This window comes from Flavobacterium arundinis (assembly GCF_038289855.1).
GTDB lineage: Bacteria > Bacteroidota > Bacteroidia > Flavobacteriales > Flavobacteriaceae > Flavobacterium > Flavobacterium arundinis.
On sequence record NZ_JBBYHR010000007.1, the window covers coordinates 191,951 to 214,536 of the forward strand.

Genomic DNA, 22,586 nt, shown 5'->3' on the forward strand with positions numbered 1-22,586 from the left:
TTTTAACATGAATTTAATATGTACACTTTATAATTTAACAAAATTGATGTAAATTTCACTTGATTTGAAATGATTACAGAAGGTATTTTAAACAATATGAAAAAGTAGGAAACCACCATGAAATTATTGGGAAAATATATTTTTTGATTAACATTTAATTTTATATTTGCCCGCGGAATTAAGGTACTGTATACTAAGTCCTTAAAACAAAAAAGGAAGCCCCCTAAAAAAAAATGCACGATTAAGCTGGAAGTTATGAAAAAAATTCTATTCTTTGCTATCCTACTATCCTCGTTAACAGGATTTAGTCAGGTGATTACGGTTAATACCACCCAGACCCCAGGCCAACTGGTTAACAACGTTTTAGTTGATAATTCCTGTTTGGTACAAATCTCCAATATCGTTACAAGCACAGGCTCAAATTTTGGGTCGTCTAATGGTATTGGCTCTTATCAGAACACAAACCCCGCTTTTCCTGTAACGTCTTCAGGTTTACTTTTGACAACGGGCCAGGCGTCGCTTTCGCCGGGGCCAAACAACACAGTCCTGAGTAATGGCGGTTCGTCTGCAACATGGATCGGAAATACCCAGCTTGAGGCAACGCTTGCATCGGCCGGTATCAACATCCTGTCTAAAAACGCAACGTTATTCCAATTTGACTTTATACCGAACTCTTCAAATTTTGGGGTTGATTTCCTTTTTGCTTCAGAGGAATATGGTGCATTCCAGTGTACATCGAATGATGCCTTCGTAGTGCTTCTCCAAAATCTTGATGACGGTTCGCAGCCCTTCAACGTTGCCGTTGTACCATCAACTACCCAGCCAATAACTGTTGGCAACATCAGGAATTTCCAGTTCCTTTCTACATGCCCTTCCCAAAATGAGGCATGGTTTGGAGTATTCAATGGTGGTTCAAATGCAGCCGGCGCTGCCATAAATTATAACGGGCAAACCAAGCTGATGCATGCAGGAAGTACCCTTGTGCCGAATGCCCACTACCGCATTAAATTCATTATAGCAGATGACGGAAGAACGCTTGGTACCGACGGTGATTATGACTCAGCGGTATTTATCCCTGCGGGAAGCCTTAACCTTGGGCAAAAAGTGTTTGCACAGGATTTCACTCTTGCTAATGGAAATGCGCTTTGTTATGGGCAAACTTATGTGTTAAACACAAACCTGGATCCGACTATCTATACTTTTGAATGGAAAAAAGATGCTGCGATTCTTCCCGAAACCAGCCCTGCTCTCACTGTTGATGAGCCGGGTAACTATACAGTTACCATAAGCCGTCCCGGCCTGGGGTGTGTAACATCACAATCTATAGTGATAGAGTACAGGCCCGAAATTCCGGCGGCCCAGCCAATCAACTTGTATAAATGCGAATCCAGCTCGCCTACCTATACCTATGATCTTTCGATCAATACACCTTTATTATTACAGGGGCTTCCTAGTAATACAGTGGTAACCTACCACGCTACGCAGGATAATGCTAATGGCGATGCAGGAGCACTGCCTACAATGTATACCAGCGCACCCGGCGTGACAATCTGGGCCAGGGTTGAAAATCCGGATACAGGATGTTTCACACTAAGGTCGTTCCAGTTATTAACGTCTCCGGCCCCAACAGCTAACGCGGTGCCTAATATTACGCTTTGTGAGACTACTCAGGGTTCCAACAGCGCTTTATTTAACCTGACCCAACAGAGTGCAACTATATTAGGGGCACAGCCGGCAGCTGAAAATACAATTAGCTATTTTACCTCTATTGCAGCAGCCAACCTTGGTACGCCTGCTATTGATACCCCTGACAGCTTTACAGGGACAAGCCAGACTATATATGCCAGGATACAAAAAGCATTCGACCCGCAGTGCTACTCAATAACAACATTTAACCTTGTTGTTACGCCACTTCCGGTGCTTCCTGCTACAGGTACTATAAATGCCTGTAACAGCTACACACTTCCGGCATTGGCCAATGGCAGCTATTTTACAGGTAATGGCGGTACAGGGACAATGATTGCGGCCGGAACTGTGCTTACCACATCCCAGACTATTTATGCCTATGCGCAGTCGGGTGGTACGCCAAATTGTGCCAACCAATCGGTGCTTACTATTAATATTATCAATACGACTACTGCACCGGCAAACGTAACGGCCTGCCAAAGCTATACGCTGCCTGCCCTGAATCCTGGTGAAGAATACCATTATGTTCCAAATGGCGGAGATGCCGCTGTACCTGCCGGTACTGTTATCACGGGCATTGGACCACATACGATATATTTCTATATCCCTGCAGCAGGTTCATGTACGGCAAATAATAGCTTTGTTGTTACGATAACAAATTCCGCGGTAATTACAACATTGCCTGATGTTACCTCATGCGAGCCATTTATACTTCCTGATCTGCCTAACGGTCAGCGTTATTATACGGGTTCGGGTGGTACCGGTACGCAGCTTTTTGAAGGTGCAGCAATAACAACACCGCAAACTATTTATATCTATAACAATAATCCGAGCAACCCTTCGTGTACTGCAGAAAGCAGCTTTGTTGCAAATATAAATTTTGTTGAGGCTTCCGAAAAAGAAGACCAAACTAGGTGTGGTGTTTTCCAGCTTACCGGACTGACTTCTGGAACTTACTGGACACAGCCTGGCGGCCCGGCCGGTGGCGGTACGCAGTTATCTGCAGGTCAGAATATAACTACAACCCAAACAATATATATCTATGCGGCCAGCCCCAATGGTGCTTGTACTGATGAAAACAGCTTTACGGTAACCATCAACCCGCAACCGGCACTGGCTTTCATACCGAATATAACTGCCTGTACAAGCTACACATTGCCTTCATTAGGTGCCAACGTTCAGTATTATTCAGGCCCTCTTGGTACCGGAAACGTAATCCCTGTCGGTACGGTTCTTACCGCGTCACAAACGATCTATGCTTATACCGACCCGAATGAATTCGGATGCAGGAGGCAAAGGCAATTCATGGTAACCATAATTGATGTTAGTTCAGTTGTACCTGATGACGTTACTTCATGTGGTTCGTATACATTGCCGGCATTGTCTATGGGGCAGTACTATACAGGCCCATACCCAACAGGCTCACAATTGGCTCCCGGCACTAGCATAACAAGTACCCAGGATATATGGGTACGTATAACCTCTAACACCGCACCGGTGTGTGTGTCTGAAGACAGTTTTACAGTTACGATCAAGCCAAACCCGGTATTACCGCAGGTTCCTAACGTAATTGCATGTGACAGCTATGCACTGCCCGCGATAACTGTAACCAACGGAACGGCAAATTACTATACAGGTGCGCAGGGTACCGGTACAATGCTTCCTGTAGGAACATTAATTACATCGACCCAGCAAATATATATGTTTGCACAATCCGGAGGTACACCAAACTGTACACGCCAAAGGGTGTTTACTGTGACGATTGTACAGAACGGTACTATTGCGCCTGCGAACGTTACGTCATGCGGGCCTTATACACTGCCTGCTTTAGAAGTTGGTAATTATTTTACGGCTGCAAATGGTGGAGGTACGCAACTAGCCGCCGGGACCCCGATCACGACATCACAAACCGTCTACACGTATGCTGATGTGAATTCAGGCACTAACTGTACTGTTAATAACAGCTTTTCAGTTACTATAAACCCGGTTCTGCTTGCTGACGATCCTGCGGATGTGGTTACATGTGTGCCCTATGCATTGCCTGCGCTTACTAACGGAAACTACTTTACCGGTCCGGGTGGTACAGGCACGCAGCTAGCGGCAGGTACTATAATTACAGATACTCAGACATTATACGTATACAATTCGGTGCCTAATACGGTAAACTGTACTGCAGAACATGATTTCACAATTACAGTTGAGGAAATCGATGTCCAGAACCTTCCGGATGTACTGATATGCGACGGATATGTATTGCCGGAGATCCCGGTAGGAAACTATTATACAGGATCTGGCGGTACTGGCACACAGCTAAGTGCGGGTGATCTTATTTCGGCCGACCAGACAATATATATGTATGCAACCACCACCACTACGCCACCATGTAGTGATGAGGAAAGTTTTACAGTAACTATCAAGCCTGCCCCGGTTATTGACAACCCTGGCAATGTTGGATCTTGCGGCCCTTATACTTTGCCTGCACTGACAAACGGCCACTATTACCCAGGCCCTGGCGGAACAGGTGGTGAATTTCCTGCAGGGCAGGTTATAACCGAAACGACAACATTATATATATTTGACCGTACCGGTGGTACGCCTGATTGTACCGCTGAGAACGTTATGATGGTCATTATAAACCCTGCGCCGCCTGTAGATGTAGCGGCATGTGGCCAATATGTACTTCCGACACTTGATGTAGGAAACTATTTCACAGGCCCTGCCGGTACCGGTACACCTAAGTTTGCAGGAGACATTATTACAACTACACAGGATATGTATGTGTATGTAAATCTTGGCCCAGGTGTAAACTGTACCGATAACAATAAGTTCACGATAACCATTACACCATACCCTGTACTGGCTCCTGTTACAGATGTAGCGATATGTGATAATTATGAGCTTCCTGCACTAGCTGTAGGTAACTATTTTACAGGCCCTAACGGAACAGGCAACATGCTTCCGGCAGGAAGTTTTATCACATCCACACAAACAGTTTATGTTTATGCGGTAAACGGCACTGCGCCTGCCTGTCCAAGCGAAGCGAGCTTCCTTGTAACAATATACAACACGCCACTAGTAGATGCACGTTCTGATGTTTTGGCTTGTGGAAGCTATGTCCTTGATGACCTTATCGTAGGAAACTACTTTACAGGACCGGGCGGTACAGGCACACCTAAATTTGCAGGTGATGTGATCAGCACCACCCAGACAATGTATATCTACGGTACATCGGGTACCAACCCGAACTGTGTTGGTGAAAACAGCTTCCTTATAGAGGTATTCCAGGTGAATCCTGACGATCCGGCAGATGTAGAGGTATGTGATACCTATACGCTTCCTGCGCTTACCGAAGGCGCGTATTATGCAAACCCAGGCGGCCCTGATCCGCTGGACCCTGCGGCTAACCCTGAAATCCCGGCAGGTACGGTACTTACTGCTCCTTATGACGCGGAGATGTATGTGTACTCACAAACCGGTGGTACAAGGATTAACTGTAACTCGGAAAATGCATTCCACATTAAGATCAATAAAACTCCTGTGGTAGACGATACCCAGGGCGATGTGGCGCAGTGTACACCATTTACGCTGCCAGCTTTAACGGTTGGAACCTATTATACCGGCCCTGGCGGAACAGGTACTGTACTTGCTGAAGGCTTCCAGGTTACAACGCCAAGGACAATATATATATATGCAGCAACAGGAACCAACAATATGTGTGCTGATGAGCACAGCTACTTTGTAGATGTGAATATCGTTACTGTACCAGAGAGAGGTGATGTTACAGCATGTGGACAGTATATACTGCCTGCGCTGCCTGCAGCTGACGGTAACTATTATACTGCACCTAATGGGGGAGGCACAATGCTTAACCCTGGAGATGCAATAACGACAGTAGGTAACAACATAATATATATATACAAACAGGCCGGAACAACAGTGATATGTAGCGATGAATCGGATTTTGTGGTAACTGTTATCCAGGCTCCGGTGCCTCAGCCTACCGATCCTTTGGTAGAGTGTGGTATAGATGATCTTGGGCATGCGATATTCGATCTTGTCCCTGCTGTTACGCAGATGCTTGGCGGACAGCCGAATGCAATTGCAACAGTACACGAAACGCTTTTGGACGCTCAGTTTGATAACCTTCCGATATCGAACGACCCTAATGCAGAGGTGAATACTGGTGAGTACCGCAACATCTTTGCAAATAACCAGACGCTTTATGTAAGGCTCGAGTCGACATTAACCGATTGTTACACAGTAGGCGAGATACAGCTTATCGTAAACCCACGCCCTGTAGCTACAGAGCCTGAGCCATACGAGATATGCGATAACGGTGCTAACGATACCGATGGTGTAGCAACTTTTGACCTTACAACTAAAGATGCTGAAATATTGGGCACGCTTGATCCTACTCAATTTGTAGTAAGCTATTTTAATAATGTTGACGGCGATATAGCTACACCGGCAAGCTATCCTAGCGCGACCGACCTTATCTCTGCAAAAGTGACCAACCTTGCTACAGGATGTTTTGACATCGTGGAGCTTCAGCTTACCGTGAACCCGCTTCCGGTAGCCAACAACCCTGTACCATATTCGCTGTGTGATATAAACAATACGGGTGATGAGATAGAGGTATTTGATCTTAATACGAAAATAGATGAGATCATTACTACGCCTGGCGGTGTTCAGGATGGTATTAATGTGACCTTCTTCCATAACTATAATGATGCGGTTGCAGGAACAGGCCCTAGCCAGATACTAAACCCTGAAGCCTATTCGAACACTGTAGCTGTTGAGGCTATCTTTGTAAGGGTAGAAACCGAGGCTACAGGCTGTTACAGGATTGTGCTTCTTGATGTAAGGGTAGAGCCGGTACCGGTACTCGTACCACCTACAAATGATGATCTTACTGTGTGTGATACCGATGGTAATGGTATTGGAGTATTCAACCTTGATGCCCTTGTAGCGGATATGATGAGTGGTGCGCCAAATCTACAGGTAACATTCCACCTGACCTCGCAGGACGCTTTGGACGGTAACAACCCTATAACAGGCGACCTTGCCAACTATCATAACGTAAATCCTTACCTACAGTTCCTGTACGTAAGGGTAGTAAATACCGTAACCGGCTGTACTAGGCTGGAGCCGTATGTGCTTACACTAAGGGTTGAACCCGCACCACAGGCACCGGAAGATCTTGAGGACCTGGTGCAGTGTGACGATCAGGATGCTAACGGCCAGGATGGCAAAGCGTTCTTTGACCTTACAGTACAGGATGCAGTAATCCACGCGTTCCTTGGCACTAACCCGACTACACTTACAATCCACTATTTTGTAAGTGAGGCCAATGCCAATAACGGTGCGCCGAGGATAACCAACCCTGCAAACTATAACGGCACAGATGGCCAGACAATATGGGTAAGGGTGGAACTTCCGGATACGGAATGCTACAGTCTTACAACGTTCCAGCTGGAGCTGAACAAGCCATTGCTTATTACAACACCAACAATGCTGGCGCTGTGTAATGAAAGTCTTGATCCTACCGGTACAAATAATGATGGTATAACAGAATTTGACCTTACGGTAAAAGATGAGGAGATACTGGGCATATTTGGTGTAGGCCATGGCAACATAGTAAGTTACTTTGTGACTGACCCACGTGTTGACCTTACCGCTACGCCTATTGCGAACCCTGCGGCTTATACAAATGTTGACCCTGCAGGAGCTGCGATCAACCCGCAAACTTTGTTTGTAATGGTAACAACACCGGATGGATGTAAAAGCTACACTACACTAACGATAAAAGTGCTTCCGTTACCGGTACCTGATACTACGCCGGATCCGCTTGTACAGTGTGACGTTAACGGCTCGCCTGACGGAATGGAAATATTTAACCTTACCGATGCAGCTGCTGACATAAGGAATGGTGATACCACAATGGTGCTTACCTACTATGAAACTGAACAGGATGCTAATGACAGGGTGAACCAGATACCTAATATCACGGCCTACAACAGTGCCAGCAGGACGATATGGGTAAGGGCAGAAGCCAACACCGGTAATGCGTCAGACCCTGTGTGTTTCCAGATAGTGTCTTTCGAACTTGTGGTAAACATGCTTCCTGAATTAGGCAATGCAGGTGTGATAGAGCCGTATGCGATATGTGAGCAGAATACCGATGGCATCGCTACTTTCGACTTCAATACGCACATGGATGAGATTCTTGGTGCTGGTGTTGACCCTGCGGATTATACCATCAGGTTCTACAGGAATACAACTGATCTTGGTAACAATATTGCAATGCCGTATATCTATACAAACACAAGTTCGCCAAACATGCAGAACATCATCGTGTATGTTAAAAATAATGATACGGGTTGTGAGAACACTGCACCGCTTACCTTATTGGTAGAAGAAGCAGCAATAGCAAACCCTATCACAACGACGTTCTTTGAATGTGACTACGACGGAACTAATGATGGTAAGTTTACTTTTGACCTGACCGTTGTTGAGCCTGAAGTATTGGGCACGCAAAACCCTGCTACATATAGTGTGAAATATTATACTACCCTTCAGGATGCCGAGGACGATACCAACGCGATAGCAGATCCTACAGCTTACCTTAGTGAGCCGGATTACCAAATGATATGGGTAAGGGTAACTAACGAATCGACCGTAAGCGGATGTAACGACATTACTACACTTGAGTTATTCGTTGAACGTATTCCTGAGCCGGAATTGGTTACCGACCATACAACAGTTTGTATTGACTTTGTAACAAATGCCCCGGTACGATTTGCAACCATTGACAGCCAGCTTGATGCTACGCACACGTTTGTATGGTCTCATGATGGTGTTGTAATGGCAGGCGAAAACGGCCCTACCATCACGGTTGGAGAGCCGGGAAGCTATACAGTAGTTGCTACCAGCGCTACAGGATGTGTGTCTGACCCTATTGCTCCTATCGTAATCGAGAAGAGCGGACCGGCAAGCCCGATAACAGCTACCGGTTACGTTGTAGGCAATCCTTTCAGCGACAACCAGATCATTACGGTTCTTGTTGATGGTTATGGCGAATACCAATACAGCCTTGACAACGGCCCTTGGCAAAACTCGAATGTGTTCGAGAACGTTTCGCCTTATCCTGTAAACGAAGACCAGCTTGGACATATCATCCATGTGAGGGATATTGCTACAGCCGATCCATGTGATGACCTTAACCTGCAGCTTGACCTTGATAACGTGAGCCCGATAGATTTCCCTAATTTCTTTACACCGAATGGGGATGGATATCATGACTACTGGCAGCCTTTCGGACTTTGGGATCAGCCGGCAGTGGTTTACATCTTCGACCGTTATGGCAAGCTGCTGAAACAGATAAGTACAAGCTCTGACTCAAATGGATGGGATGGTACATTCAACGGGCAGCCAATGCCGGGCGATGACTACTGGTTCACGATACAGTACACAGTAGGTACCGAGACAAGAGAATTTAAATCGCACTTCGCACTTAAACGATAAGCGATAAAGAATATAGAATTGAAAAGGGCATCCATTTACGGATGCCCTTTTTGCATTTAAATATTTCTCTTCCAATTCAGGTAGTATATATTCAAAAATAATTGATATTCAACCCACAAAGGATATATGCCCTGCAAGGACATGATAGTGAGGTCGGCATGAATGAAGCTCGGCCTTGAACTTTTGCTTCTTTTGTTTCAAGACAAAAGAAGGTGTTTGTCGCCCAACAACATAACTTCAGACCTTCCTACCCCGGACATCCGACATCCGACATCGGACAAATCAACTCCTCAATGCCTGCAGCCTCGCCACATATTTCCCTATCACATCAAATTCAAGATTGACGATAGTGCCCGGCTGTATGTTTTTAAAATTGGTATGCTCATAGGTATACGGAATAATCGCCACACTGAATTCATGCTCCTTTGAGTTGACTACCGTAAGGCTTACACCATTTACCGTTATGGAGCCTTTCTCAATGGTAATGTTATTTTGGAACTTGTCATACCCAAAGGTAAAGTACCAACTGCCGCCCACCTCTTCTACCGAACTGCAGATGCCGGTCTGGTCTACATGCCCCTGTACGATATGCCCGTCCAGGCGGTCGCCCAGCTTCATGGCACGCTCCAGGTTCACGATACCGCCCTCATGCCATCCCTTAAGGTTGGTCTTGTCCAGAGTCTCCTTTATTGCGGTTACGGTATAGCTATTGCCGTCAATAGATACGACTGTGAGGCACACGCCATCATGGGCTACGCTCTGGTCTATTTTCAGTTCCTGAGTTATGTCAGAGGTAATGGTTATGTTATAATTGCTGTTATCGTGCACTATTTGTTTTATAGTCCCCGCTGTTTCAATAATTCCTGTAAACATGCTGATTAATTTTACTAAATTTGTAACTCCAAAATTAAGCAATAATCAGCACCATGACAAAAAAGGCAGAAAATGTAATTGTAGGCATATCCGTAGGCGACCTGAACGGTATAGGGAGCGAAGTGATCCTGAAGACCTTTGAGGATACCCGCATGCTGGAATTTTGTACGCCGGTGATTTTTGCTAATGTAAAAGCGCTGTCTTTTGTAAAAAAAAGCATGGAACTTACATGTAACCTGCATGGTATTGACAATATTAGCCAGATGGTTATCGGCAAGATCAATGTGCTTAACGTTTGGAAGGAAGGCTTTAACGTTGAGTTTGGCAAAGAGGACATGATGGCCGGGTCGCTTGCAATCAAATCGTTTACCGAAGCAGTTACGGCCTTAAAACAAGGCGATATTGACGTACTGGTTACAGCGCCCATAAACAAGCACAATATACAATCTGAAGATTTTAAATTCCCGGGACATACGGATTACCTCAATGAGCAGTTGGAAGGCGATTCGCTTATGCTGATGGTACAGGATAACCTTCGCGTAGGCCTGCTAACCGACCATATACCTGTTAATGAAGTATCGGCACACCTGACTGAAGCATTGATAAGAAAAAAACTTACCACCATCAATAAAACTTTAAAGCAGGATTTTGGCATCGGCAAGCCGAAAATTGCGGTACTTGGCGTTAATCCGCACAGTGGCGATAACGGTGTTATAGGCAAAGAGGATGACGAAGTGGTAAAGCCGGCGCTTAAAAAACTGTTTGAGGAAGGTGTTATGGTTTTTGGGCCATTTTCGGCAGATAGTTTTTTTGGCAGCGGCCAATATGAAAAGTATGATGCGGTTATTGCGGCCTACCATGACCAGGGGCTTATACCGTTCAAAACATTGTCTTTTGGCAATGGTGTAAATTACACGGCAGGCCTTGAGGCAGTGCGTACATCGCCCGATCACGGCACTGCTTATGAGATTGCAGGAAAAGGAGTTGCAGATTTTAATTCGTTTAAAGAAGCGGTTTATCTGGCGCTGGATATTTACCAAAACAGGGCTGTTTATAAGGAATTGACTAAAAACCCCTTGAAAATCAGGGAAAAGCAGGAAGAAAAAAAATATTCATAACGGTTTCAGATTTACAATAATTTTCTATCTTTGCACGCTCGAAATATGTTGTAATGAATGAGTTGCAGCCTTTTTTGATAAAAAAATTAAAAAAACTGGCGAGATGAAAGCGAACAAAGATTTTTTAATCCCGTTCGTGGGGTTGAAGCAGGGGAAGCACCAGTTTGAGTTTGAAATTAATAAAACGTTCTTTGATGACTTTGGTTTTGACGAATATAACAACGTCAATATTAAAGTAAATCTTGTTTTGGAGAAGAAGAGCACCATGCTGGAGCTCAGCTTTAAGCATAAAGGTACGGTTAATGTGCCTTGCGATTTGTCAAATGAGGATTTTGACCAGCCCGTAAAAGGCAAGTTGAGCCTTATTGTAAAATTTGGCGATGAATATAACGACGATAACGACGAAATGCTTATTCTGCCGCATGGCGAATATCAGGTTAACGTTGCACAGTACATCTACGAAATGATCGTGCTTTCGGTTCCTTCAAAACGGGTACATCCCGGAATTAAAGACGGCACACTGGATGCCGAAATATTAGACAAACTGAACGAGCTTGCTCCGAAAGAAAATAAGATTAAAGAAGAACAAAAAGAGAATACAGATCCCCGTTGGGACGAATTAAAAAAACTGTTAAACGGATAAAATAATATAGAAAATGGCACATCCTAAGAGAAAAACCTCGAAAACAAGAAGAGATAAGAGAAGAACACATTATAAAGCATCTGTTCCTCAAATTGCTACATGTCCTGTAACAGGCGAAGCACATTTGTACCACAGGGCTTACTGGCATGAAGGCAAAATGTACTACAGGGGCCAGGTAGTTATAGACAAACAGGAAGCTGTTGCTTAATTATTTAAGATACATGGGTAAAACTCTCACAACGTGAGAGTTTTTTTGTTAAAGACCATTTATTTTTAAATTAAGGTAACTAATTGCAATTCAGTATATATTTTTTTTGTAATTTCCACCACTTTTCAAATTCCTTACCTGAATTGAAAAATTTATCCTATGAGTAAAATAACAGCCGCCATTACAGCAGTAGGTGCCTATGTTCCGGATTTTGTGCTTTCCAATAAGTTGCTTGAAACGATGGTTGACACTAATGATGAATGGATTACAAGCCGCACCGGGATTAAAGAAAGGCGCATTCTGAAAGATAAAGATAAAGGGACATCCTTTTTAGCTATAAAAGCAGCCGAAGACCTGCTTAAAAAAAGCGGTACAAAGCCCGAAGAGATTGACATGGTCCTTTTGGCCACCACAACCCCGGATTTGCCGGTTGCCGCGACTGCCGTATATGTTGCTACACAAATAGGCGCAGTCAATGCATTTGCTTACGACCTCCAGGCGGCATGCTCCAGCTTTCTTTACGGCATGAGCACAGCAGCAGCCTATATACAGGCTGGGCGCTACAAGAAAATACTTGTGATTGGCGCCGATAAAATGTCATCCATTATAGATTATACCGACAGGGCTACCTGCATCATCTTTGGAGATGGTGCCGGCGCAGCATTGTTTGAGCCTAACTACGAAGGGCTCGGGCTTCAGGATGAGATATTGAGGAGCGACGGCATTGGCCGTGAGTTTCTGAAGATCGATGCGGGCGGGTCGCTATTGCCGGCTTCACACGAAACGATTGATAACAGGCAGCACTATGTTTTCCAGGACGGGAAGACCGTGTTTAAATATGCGGTTTCCAACATGGCCGATATCAGCGAGAAGATCATGCAGAAGAACAACCTGACTAATGAGGATGTTGACTGGCTTATATCGCACCAGGCGAACAAAAGGATTATCGATGCCACATCGTCGCGCATGGGCCTTGATGATGCAAAAGTGCTTGTGAATATTGAGAAGTACGGAAATACCACATCGGCAACGCTGCCTTTGCTTTTAAACGATTTTGAACATCTTTTCAAAAAAGGGGACAACCTCATATTCGCTTCTTTCGGAGGCGGGTTTACATGGGGATCCATCTACCTTAAATGGGCATACGACAAAAAATAAACAACCTAAACAAAATTCGGAAATTATGGATATTAGAGAAATTCAAAACCTGATCAAGTTTGTGGCAAAATCCGGTGCTACTGAAGTTAAGCTCGAGATGGATGATTTTAAGATCACCATTAAAACTACAGATGCTGCTGCTGAAGCCACTGCATACGTTCAGCACATACCGGTAAACCAGCCAATGGCACAGGTACAACAGTCTCCGGCCGCACCGGCTGCCCCTGCAGCAACACAGGCCCCGGCTGCTCCTGCCGCAGATGACAATTCTAAATATGTTACGATAAAATCGCCGATCATTGGTACATTATACAGGAAGCCGTCACCGGACAAACCTGTTTTTGTAGAGGTAGGAAGCACGATATCTAAAGGTGACGTGGTTTGTGTTATCGAAGCTATGAAGCTGTTTAACGAAATTGAATCTGAAGTATCAGGCAAGATTGTTAAGGTATTAGTAGACGATTCCTCACCGGTTGAGTTCGACCAGCCATTATTCTTAGTAGATCCGTCATAGATCTGTTTTAAATGTTGAATTTTAATTGCTGAATTGAAAGATGAGGCCATTAAAATGATTTAAAATTTATAATTAGCTTCGCTCGGTTCGCCCTGCAGGCTCGGGTCAAAATTTAAAATAGTAAGAAAGATGTTTAAAAAAATACTTATTGCCAACAGGGGAGAGATCGCACTTCGTGTGATAAGGACCTGCAGGGAAATGGGAATAAAAACGGTAGCGGTATATTCAACCGCTGATGCCGAAAGCCTTCACGTAAAGTTTGCTGACGAAGCCGTATGTATCGGCCCGCCGCCAAGCAACCTTTCGTACCTGAAAATATCAAATATTATTGCTGCAGCGGAAATTACGAATGCAGATGCCATACACCCAGGCTACGGATTCTTATCTGAAAACGCCAAGTTCTCTAAAATATGTTCGGAGCACGGAATCAAATTCATCGGTGCATCGCCGGACATGATTGACAAAATGGGTGATAAGGCTACAGCAAAAGCGACTATGAAGGCCGCAGGCGTACCTTGTGTTCCCGGTTCTGATGGCCTCCTTGACTCGTATGAGCATGCTGAAAAGCTGGCCAAAGAGTTTGGCTACCCTGTTATGCTTAAAGCTACAGCAGGTGGCGGAGGTAAAGGTATGCGTGCCGTATGGAAACAGGAAGACCTCCTGAAAGCATGGGAAAGCGCGCGCCAGGAAGCGGCTGCATCTTTCGGTAACGATGGGATGTATATGGAAAAACTGATCGAGGAACCGCGCCATATAGAGATACAGGTTGTAGGCGATTCTTTTGGTAAAGCATGCCACCTTTCTGAAAGGGACTGCTCGGTACAACGCCGCCACCAGAAACTTACCGAAGAAACCCCTTCACCATTCATGACCGATGAGCTTCGCGAAAAAATGGGAGCTGCTGCTGTAAAAGCTGCTGAATACATTAAATACGAAGGCGCCGGTACTGTTGAATTCCTTGTAGACAAGCACAGGAACTTCTACTTTATGGAAATGAATACACGTATCCAGGTAGAGCACCCTATTACCGAGCAGGTAATAGACTATGACCTGATACGCGAACAGATAATGGTAGCTGCCGGGATTCCGATTTCGGGCAAAAACTACCTGCCGCAGCTGCATTCTATCGAGTGCCGTATCAATGCGGAAGACCCTTATAATGACTTTAGGCCGTCGCCGGGCAAAATTACTACCCTGCACATGCCGGGAGGCCATGGTGTAAGGCTGGATACCCACGTATATTCAGGTTATACAATTCCACCAAACTACGACTCCATGATCGCCAAGCTGATCACTACTGCACAAACGAGGCAGGAAGCTATCAACAAGATGAAGCGTGCACTGGATGAGTTTGTGATCGAGGGCATCAAAACAACGATACCTTTCCACAGGCAGCTGATGGACGAGCCGGATTATGTAGCCGGTAACTATACCACTAAATTTATGGAAGGCTTTCATATGAAAGACCCACAATAAAGAGAAACCCCGGCGTAAGTCGGGGTTTCTTGTTTAATATTACTACTGCTGTAGTCATAAGGCAGAATAAAAAAGTCCCCCGTATTGCTACGAGGGACTTTCAGTTTATAAAGCTATTGGCTTATAGCTTCACTATTTTAAATGAAGCATTTTTGCCACTATCTGAGGTCGCTTGCAGAAGGTAAGTCCCTGCGGCCAAGTTCTCAACATTTACCTTAACGGTATTTTCTGTAGAAGACTGTTGTAGTACCTGCTGCCCTAAAAGATTAAACACAGCTACATTTGTAATTGTTACATCTCCAGAAACAGTTAGCATATCCGTCACAGGATTTGGGTAAACAATGATTTTCTTAAGGTCAAAAGATACTGTTCCTAAAAGTTCATTGGCAGTAACTTCAAAATAATCACTTTCACATCCATTGGCCATTTGTGAAGCATAATACGTTTCACCATCTGTCAGGACTGTAGACGTTGGAATACTTACAAGTTCGCCATCTGTCATTATGTACCATACTACATTCGAGCCTGATACTTCTAAAGCACCAACAGTTTCTCCAGTATTAAAATCCTGGATGCTGTTCCCTGTAGGCATAACCGGTATAGCGTTGATTGTAACCGCAACAGTAAGTGCGTTGCTTTCGCATCCTCCTACCGTCTGTGAAACAAAGTAATTCCCTGAAACCAGTACAGCTGAATTGGACAACGCTGCACCACCATTGGTAAGCGACCACTGCATTGAGGCGCCTGTTGCTGAAAGGTCAGCTACAGTAGCTCCTGCACAAAAAGACTGTGTTGTATCGGCTGTTGGTACCGCTGTGGTGTTTATAGTTACATTAACCAGGGCTGCAGGGCTTTGGCACGTAGCTACAGTCTGCCTTGCAAAGTAGGTTCCTGCTGTAAGTACGGTGTTAGCATTCAAAGCTGCGCCTGTGGCAGTAGCCGACCATGAAATGGTACTTCCGGTGACGCCTGTTGCCTGAAGGTCTGCAACGGTAGCGCCTGCACAAAGTTGTTGTGTGTTGTCAACTGTCGGCATAGCCGGTATAGCGTTGATTGTAACCGCAACAGTAAGTGCGTTGCTTTCGCATCCTCCTACTGTCTGTGAAACAAAGTAATTTCCTGAAACTAATACAGCTGAATTAGACAATGCTGCACCGCCATTAGTAAGTGACCACTGCATTGAAGCGCCGTTAGCTGACAGGTCTGCAACAGTAGCTCCTGCACAAAAAGACTGTGTAGTATCTGCTGTTGGTACCGCTGTGGTGGTTATAGTCACATTAACCAGGGCCGCAGGGCTTTGGCACGTTGTAACCGTTTGCCTTGCAAAGTAGGTTCCTGCTGTAAGTACGGTGTTAGCATTCAATGCTGCGCCTGTGGCAGTAGCCGACCATGAAATGGTACTTCCTGTAACGCCTGTTGCTTCAAGATCGGCAACAGTTGAGCCTGCACAAAGTTGTTGTGTGTTGTCAACTATCGGCATAGCCGGTATTGCGTTGATAGTCACTGCAACATTAAGGGCATTGCTTTCGCATCCTCCTACCGTCTGTGATACAAAGTAATTTCCTGAAACCAATACAGTCGAATTAGACAACGCAGTACCGCCATTAGTAAGCGACCACTGCATTGAGGCACCTGTTGCTGAAAGGTCTGCTACAGTAGCTCCTGCACAGAAAGATTGTGTAGTATCGGCTGTTGGTACAGCTGTAGTGTTTATAGTTACAGTAACCATTGCTGTTGTACTTTGGCACGTAGCCACAGTTTGCCTTGCAAAGTAAGTTCCTGCTGTAAGCACAGTGTTAGCATTCAATGCTGCGCCCGTTGCAGTAGCCGACCATGAAATGGTACTTCCGGTGACGCCCGTTGCCTGAAGGTCGGCAACAGTAGAGCCTGCACAAAGTTGTTGTGTGTTGTCAACTGTTGGGGCTACAGGGATAGTGTTGATAGTCACAGCAACAGAAAGGCCGGTGCTTTCGCATCCTCCTACCGTCTGTGAGACAAAGTAATTTCCTGAAACCAGTACAGTTGAATTAGACAATGCTGCTCCGCCATTGGTAAGCGACCACTGCATTGAAGCGCCGTTAGCTGAAAGGTCTGCTACAGTAGCTCCTGCACAGAAAGACTGTGTCGTGTCGGCTGTTGGTACAGCTGTAGTGTTTATAGTCACGGTAACCATTGCTGTTGTACTCTGGCATGTAGCCACAGTCTGCCTTGCAAAATAGGTTCCTGCTGTAAGCACGGTGTTAGTATTCAAAGCTGCGCCTGTGGCAGTAGCCGACCATGAAATGGTACTTCCTGTAACGCCTGTTGCCTGAAGATCTGCAACGGTAGAGCCTGCACAAAGTTGTTGTGTGTTGTCAACTGTTGGTGCCGCCGGTGTGGGAGTAATAGTAACTGTTGCACCAACCCGTATGCTTTCGCAATCATTAACCGTTTGTGATACATAATAGGTCGCAGTAGTCAATGCCGTTGCGGGTGTTAATGCCGTTACTGCAGTTTGAGAAGTGTACCAGTTGAATACAGCGCCTGTAGCGCCTGTAGCGGTTAGCTGTGCAACTGTTCCCGATGTACAAAAGTTTTGTGCAGTTACTACCGGTGCTGCAGGTGCAGTACACGGAACAACTACAGTTCCGCAGCCGGGAGTCATTTCTGCATTTATAGCAGTGGTAGTCAGGGAACCATTTATAGTAAGCGCCCTTCCTGCCAGTATTGTGCCTGTATTAAGGATAAGCGCCCCACTATTTACAAGTGTGCCTTTAAATTCAGAGTAATCATTAATGTTTACTGCTCCGGTAACCTTCCAGAAAACATTTTTCGCCTGTGCGCCATTTATCAGCATCACTTTTGCGTAGGTGCTGGTTGTAAGGGCACCGCTTATTTTAATCACAAATATTGCGTTAGCGTTATCCTGGGCATCCAATATAATGTTATTGGTAAGTACCGTTTCTGCATTAAGCAGGTAGGTATGTGGCGTCAGCACCAGGTCGTTGCCAAATTGTGCAGGATATAGCAATTCAATATCATGCGCTAATACATTCATAGCATTATAAAGCGAAGTTAAGTCCGCAGCAGCTTGTGTAGTAGACGTGTCAGGATTAGCGTGTATAGTCCCTGTTACATTCAGGGCGTCAAATCCTGTTGTCAATCCCGAGTTCGTGCCTATATCGCCAATAACATGAGATACACCTGTATTCGTAACCTGCCCTGTAGAAGAAAACAATGTATAACAGGCTACTGTGCCCATAACCGGAGCAGCAGGCCCTGTAAGCAACGGGCTTCCACATCCTATCGGAGTATGAATTTCAACACCGTTAACGGTAATAGCCCCTGTAGTTGTTAATGCCCTTCCTTCCAGCGATACGCCGGACCCCATTACTATCGCAGCATTGTTTGCGATCATTGTGCCTTTCATGGAAGTTCCCGAAGCCAGGCTAATAAGTCCTTCTACTTTCCAATACACATTACATGCCTGTGCATTGTTTGTCAGCACTACTGATGATGCTGCACTGCTTGAAAATGCGCCCTCGATCTGTATAATGAATACTGCGTTTGCATTTCCCTGACCGTTAAGCGTTAATATGCCGTCAAGTGTTGCTGTTCCGCCAATCGAGTAATTACCGGCATTAAGTACCTGGCCGTTCCCTAAAAGGGGGGCAGGAAAAAATGTTGGTATAGAACCATCTAATTGGTTGTATGCCGTCAGAAGGTCTGCTGATGATGTTACAGTCGCACCATCATTGGCATGCATTACGCCATTCACATTGCCAAAAGCAGTGCTTGATCCGTTATTTGTCCCAACATTACCGGTAATATGTGACAGGCCATTATTGCTCACCGCTCCATTTGAGGAGAATAAAGCAAAATTGGCTGTGGTGCCAAGAACTGGCGCCTGGCAGAAACTGTAATTTGGAAAAGCCAGTAAAGCAAAGCCAAACAGAATTAATAAAGTTTTTTTCATTTCAGGTGAATTAATTGCAGTTGAAGTACTGCAAGGGCGTAAAGGTGGTCTTTAAAACTCCCAATAAGTTGCCAATTAACAAAATATAATGTATTGGAAGTCTTAAAAAATCATATATTAGCTATAATAGTTAATAAATAACTTTATTTTTTTGTGAATATTTCATTTTTTTGGGAATTATTACTAATAGTTTCCAAACATGACAATATTATATTTTGATTTTTGCACTATTATTTAATTATCTTGCACTATAAAATCATTAATCAATAATTATGAACTCAAAGATCAAAACGGCAGTGAAAGCGCTGGTAAGCACAATGTTTTTTATAGTCCTAATGACAAATGCAGCCACAGCACAGGAAAAAGACAAAGCCACTGAAGGCGCTAAAGTTGTTACAACGCAAATGAAGTCGCAGTTGGCGCTAAATGACAGCCAGTACACCAAAGTGATGGATGTCAACAAGACATTCCTTCAAAAAGCCGCAGAAGCCGAAAAAGGCACGACCAATGCAACGGAGAAAGCCAAAAAGATAAAAATGTTTACTGATGAGAGGGATTCAAAATTAAAATCGGTGCTTACCGAAACCCAGTATAAAACCTATACGGCCAATAAAGCAGCGTATGGCAAAAAATTCAGGGAATTTTACCAGTAACGAAAAAGAAAACCAACCAATCTAAATATGAATAAATTTATTAAAGTAATTGCGGCCACAGCCCTGCTTTCGGCTGCCGCATGTTCGGATGCGCCGGTAGCTATAAAAGCATCGGATATCTGCAACGAAGAGAATAAAGATGTTTTGGTAACAACAGAAGGCGTTATACAGTTGCCGGACAGTTTTTATACCACAGGAGGTTCTGTAACCATGGCTTTCGAGGCTCCGGCCGGAAAGTACAGGATACCGGCGCTGCATATTTATACAGCTAACAAAAGCGGTGAAAAAAAGAATATGATGGAGCCGCTTAACGAAGGGTTTGACGAAGCCGATGTAAAGATTTACGACGATAAAGGCGGGATGATAAAGCTGGGCGACAAGATACGGGTAACCGGTGAAGTATGGGGCGGCAGCAAGGAGTGGTGTGAGATCAGCGTTGAAAAGATCGAGAAAATAAACTAATTACTCTGTCAGGGAGATGTAGGGTATTTTGGCCCTATAATGTTTTCATATACATCCCGCGAAGGCGGGATTTTTTATGCATTCGCTTTAATTAATCCAATTTATATGAATAAGCTTTTTATAATTTTCCTGGTATTTTCCTGTATTTCCTGCCGCGATAAACATCCGGCAACTGCTAAAGTCCCTGTTAACCCTACGGCCGACTCGCTGACCGCTAAGCTGCACACGCTTGCCGCACAGGGATATTTTGCCGGTTTTTCGGTTGCCGTGGTAAATAAAGACAGCGTACTTTATGAAAACGGATTTGGCACCTCTAACCTTAGCTCCGGAGAAAAGTACACCGCCCAAACCACCCAGCCGGTAGCTTCAGTGTCAAAAACACTTATAGGTTTAGCGCTGCTTAAGGCACAGGAAATGGGAAAACTGAGGCTATCCGACCCGATAAATAATTACCTGCCGTTTAAAGTACAGCCCGCTTTATTTCCGGATAAAGAGATCACGATACAACAGCTGGCCACGCACACTTCGTCCATCCACGATAATTACCAGTACATGGACAGGTCCTATATCCTTGATGATGCTTCGGAAGCGGTTCCCACAGGATATCCCCAAAAATTTAATCAGCCTTCAGCCAATATTGGTATGGAAGAATTCCTGCGTGGTTTGTTTTCGGAAGAAGGGAAGTACTATGCCGAGGACAACTTTACAGGTTTCGCGCCGGGGCAATTTTATGAGTACAGCAACCTTGGCGCTACGATGGCTGCCCTGGTTGTAGAAAAAGCGGTAGGCATGCCTTATGATGCATTTGTTGAACAATATATCTTAAAGCCGCTGCAAATGGATGATTCAGGCTTTTACGGAAGGGGAAAGGAATTCAGTAACAGGTCTAACCTTTACACTGGCAAAAAAGTACCACTGCCGTTTTACCACTGCATCACTTATCCTGATGGCGGTCTGGTGACTTCTGCACACGACATGGCGCTCTATTTGCAGGAACTTATAAAAGGTTATAAAGGTAATGGGAAGCTGCTCACCGCTGAAAGTTACAAACAGTTTTACACAAGCTACCTTGGCCCAAAAAGTTTTATGGATGGCCGTGAAAGCGAAAATCCATTTAGCGACGAATACAACTCCGGTCTTTTTATCGGCTTTAGCCCAAAAGGTTATATCGGGCATACCGGAGGCGATCCCGGGATATCTTCACTTATGTTTTTTGACCCCGAAACAGGTATTGGCCGCTTTCTTATGATTAATACCGACATCGATGACAAGCCCGGCAATGACGCTTTCTATGCAGTTTGGGATGCTATGGGCACAATTGGCAAAAGCGATAAATAAATCTGATCGTATTACATTGGCATGGTTTTTATATCTTTATATTCCGTTAACCTTTAAATATCAGAAAATGAAAAAATTAATGCAGGGAGCAGGCCTTATCGTGGCGCTGTTCTTTTTTACTGTTTCAATGTCCGCGCAGGACCGTAAGGCCGAAGCCCGCGATCCCGAAAAGATAGCAAAACTCCTTACGGATAATATGAAGAAAAAGTTCTCCCTTACGGATGACCAATATAAAAAAGCGTATGACGCGAATTTTGAATTTATCAGCGCTTCACAGGGATTAAGGGCATCTGAAGAGGGCAGAGCCGAAAAAGTGGGCAAGCTTAGGGACCTGGACAGCGCCAGGGATGAAAAAATGAAAACTATACTCACTGATGAGCAGTTCAAGGAATTCCTGGTAATGAAAACAGAGAACAGGGAAAAAATGAGGGAACGCAGGAAGTCAAGAGAATAAAAGTATAAATCCCGCTTAGGCGGGATTTATATTTGCGTAAACATTAACTTAACAAAAGGTTAAAGTAGGAGAATAAATATGCCGGCACTTTTACTTTTGGCAGATGGAGAATATGCCGCTTTTTTCCAATTCATGTGGAAAAATATATGCTGACGATGTGGTTTTTGCTTATGATAATGGTGAAAAAAGAATTGCCATAGAGAAAATTAAGGCGGTTAATTTTGATACCCGTCTTACACGTAAAGCATTGCTGTTGCTTTTTTTGCCATTACCAGTTTTTTTATTTATCTATCTGGAAAAGACAACGCACAACTTGCTTCGATTGATGGGATTAGGTACTATGCTTGCCATTTTTGGCCTTGCTGTTTTTTTTGCCGAAAAAAAATACCGGATAACCATTATAATGGCTGACGGGTCGAAAAAAAGCATTAGTGTTTCAAAAGCCAACCGGAAAGATGCTAAATTTTTTTTAGATAAGCTTAAGCAAAATAGCAATGTATAAAAAAAGGGATCCCGATAGTTTT

14 protein-coding genes are annotated in these 22,586 nt (G+C 44.5%); 12 read left to right on the forward strand and 2 right to left on the reverse strand.

Translation table 11 applies throughout. The annotated features are described in order from the left end of the window. Nucleotides 1-255 precede the first annotated feature (255 nt). Nucleotides 256-9,210: a T9SS type B sorting domain-containing protein gene (locus AAEO56_RS13390; RefSeq protein WP_341697576.1), complete on the forward strand. Its 8,955-nt coding sequence runs from the start codon at nt 256-258 to the stop codon at nt 9,208-9,210. A 282-nt stretch (nt 9,211-9,492) separates the two neighbouring features. On the opposite strand, the gene AAEO56_RS13395 is transcribed toward AAEO56_RS13390, so the two are convergent. Continuing rightward, nucleotides 9,493-10,083 carry a riboflavin synthase gene (locus AAEO56_RS13395; protein ID WP_341697577.1) on the reverse strand — a complete coding sequence of 197 codons (591 nt, stop codon included), beginning with the start codon at nt 10,081-10,083 and terminating at the stop codon, nt 9,493-9,495. A gap of 53 nt (nt 10,084-10,136) precedes the next feature. Here AAEO56_RS13395 and pdxA point away from each other — a divergent pair, with 53 nt between their 5' ends. The 6 genes from pdxA to accC all read left to right on the forward strand — a co-directional run bounded on the left by pdxA (nt 10,137) and on the right by accC (nt 15,200). Further along, nucleotides 10,137-11,201 carry a 4-hydroxythreonine-4-phosphate dehydrogenase PdxA gene (gene pdxA, locus AAEO56_RS13400; protein WP_341697578.1) on the forward strand — a complete coding sequence of 355 codons (1,065 nt, stop codon included), beginning with the start codon at nt 10,137-10,139 and terminating at the stop codon, nt 11,199-11,201. Between the two features lie 103 nt (nt 11,202-11,304). After that, nucleotides 11,305-11,844, forward strand: coding sequence for a YceD family protein (locus tag AAEO56_RS13405; RefSeq protein WP_341697579.1), 540 nt, complete (start codon nt 11,305-11,307; stop codon nt 11,842-11,844). Nucleotides 11,845-11,857: 13 nt separating this feature from the next. After that, nucleotides 11,858-12,052: a 50S ribosomal protein L32 gene (rpmF, locus tag AAEO56_RS13410; RefSeq protein ID WP_082482157.1), complete on the forward strand. Its 195-nt coding sequence runs from the start codon at nt 11,858-11,860 to the stop codon at nt 12,050-12,052. A 159-nt stretch (nt 12,053-12,211) separates the two neighbouring features. Continuing rightward, nucleotides 12,212-13,210 (forward strand): beta-ketoacyl-ACP synthase III, encoded by a 999-nt coding sequence (locus tag AAEO56_RS13415; protein WP_341697580.1) that lies wholly within the window; start codon nt 12,212-12,214, stop codon nt 13,208-13,210. 25 nt (nt 13,211-13,235) lie between these two features. After that, entirely contained in the window at nt 13,236-13,724 is a 489-nt protein-coding gene (accB, locus tag AAEO56_RS13420; protein ID WP_341697581.1) for an acetyl-CoA carboxylase biotin carboxyl carrier protein, read from the forward strand. Between the two features lie 129 nt (nt 13,725-13,853). Continuing rightward, the gene (gene accC, locus AAEO56_RS13425; RefSeq protein WP_341697582.1) at nt 13,854-15,200 is read left to right on the forward strand and encodes an acetyl-CoA carboxylase biotin carboxylase subunit; all 1,347 of its coding nucleotides are present in this window, start codon (nt 13,854-13,856) and stop codon (nt 15,198-15,200) included. Between the two features lie 121 nt (nt 15,201-15,321). Here the strand turns inward: accC and AAEO56_RS13430 are convergent, their stop codons facing one another. After that, nucleotides 15,322-19,155: an ice-binding family protein gene (locus AAEO56_RS13430; RefSeq protein ID WP_341697583.1), complete on the reverse strand. Its 3,834-nt coding sequence runs from the start codon at nt 19,153-19,155 to the stop codon at nt 15,322-15,324. 272 nt (nt 19,156-19,427) lie between these two features. Between AAEO56_RS13430 and AAEO56_RS13435 the strand changes: the two genes are divergently transcribed. The 5 genes from AAEO56_RS13435 (at nt 19,428) to AAEO56_RS13455 (ending at nt 22,564) form a co-directional block, all read left to right on the forward strand. After that, nucleotides 19,428-19,808 carry a hypothetical protein gene (locus AAEO56_RS13435; RefSeq protein WP_341697584.1) on the forward strand — a complete coding sequence of 127 codons (381 nt, stop codon included), beginning with the start codon at nt 19,428-19,430 and terminating at the stop codon, nt 19,806-19,808. Nucleotides 19,809-19,835: 27 nt separating this feature from the next. Continuing rightward, complete coding sequence (locus AAEO56_RS13440; protein ID WP_341697585.1) at nt 19,836-20,270, forward strand: hypothetical protein; 435 nt, start codon at nt 19,836-19,838, stop codon at nt 20,268-20,270. A gap of 105 nt (nt 20,271-20,375) precedes the next feature. Continuing rightward, a complete protein-coding gene (locus tag AAEO56_RS13445) occupies nt 20,376-21,608 on the forward strand; it encodes a serine hydrolase domain-containing protein (protein WP_341697586.1) in 1,233 nt (410 codons plus the stop codon). Nucleotides 21,609-21,675: 67 nt separating this feature from the next. Continuing rightward, nucleotides 21,676-22,062: a hypothetical protein gene (locus tag AAEO56_RS13450; RefSeq protein WP_341697587.1), complete on the forward strand. Its 387-nt coding sequence runs from the start codon at nt 21,676-21,678 to the stop codon at nt 22,060-22,062. Between the two features lie 103 nt (nt 22,063-22,165). Then, nucleotides 22,166-22,564 (forward strand): hypothetical protein, encoded by a 399-nt coding sequence (locus AAEO56_RS13455; RefSeq protein ID WP_341697588.1) that lies wholly within the window; start codon nt 22,166-22,168, stop codon nt 22,562-22,564. Nucleotides 22,565-22,586 lie beyond the last annotated feature (22 nt).